At 41.8% G+C, this 754-nt stretch carries 1 protein-coding gene; it reads right to left on the reverse strand.

Annotation, left to right across the window (positions count from 1 at the left end):
* Window positions 1–178 precede the first annotated feature (178 nt).
* The coding region (locus tag AC1DRF_RS30720) for an SDR family NAD(P)-dependent oxidoreductase (protein WP_477742662.1) at window positions 179–754 on the reverse strand (576 nt) is incomplete at its 5' end.

Consider the following 754-nt stretch of genomic DNA (forward strand, 5'->3'; position numbering starts at 1 on the left):
CGTGTAGATGAGAGGCGTGACTCTAGACAAGCTGACGAGAAAATTTGCTCTTTAGTCTTTTTGACGGATTGGCTTATAACCGCGCTGGAGCTGGACACCTCATAAAATATAAAAGAATAATCACAGGGACAGCTCTACTTTTTCAAAGAGGAAAGGATCCGTCCCTATAATTAAAACCTTATTTTCTTTTGAGAAGCCAGTCTTGAAAATCGGTGGCAACTATCCTTTCACCTGTGATTCCCTCTGCAGCAGCTGAGGCTAAAAAAACAATCGGCTCGGCCATAACCCTTGGATCTAATAGCTGGAATTTTGATTCAATCTCTTTTCGAAATTCGTCCGGAATCATCCCGGTAGTAGTGGCACCACCCGGTAAAAGCATATTCACCATAATTCCGTATTCCTTTAAATCTTCGGCCATTATATATGAGAGTGATTCAGTGGCTGCCCTCGATGGTCCATAAGGTACAAAACCCTTTCTTTTCATAGTCTCATGATTCATAGAAATATTAATCATTCGCCCATGACCTTGTTCCATCATTAAAGGAGCAAACCCTCGAGCTACTAAAAAATATCCTGTGAGATTGATATCAATTAAATCTCGAAACCCCTCTGGTGTTACTTTGAAAAATGGCTGAGGCTCGACTAAAAAACGCGGGTTTACTGTCCTCATCCCAATTCCCGCATTATTGATGAGAACATCGAGTTTCCCCCATTCTCTTTTCACCCATTCTACCGCGTGATTGACGGATTGTTC

The organism is Priestia sp. P5_B4 (genome assembly GCF_056400385.1).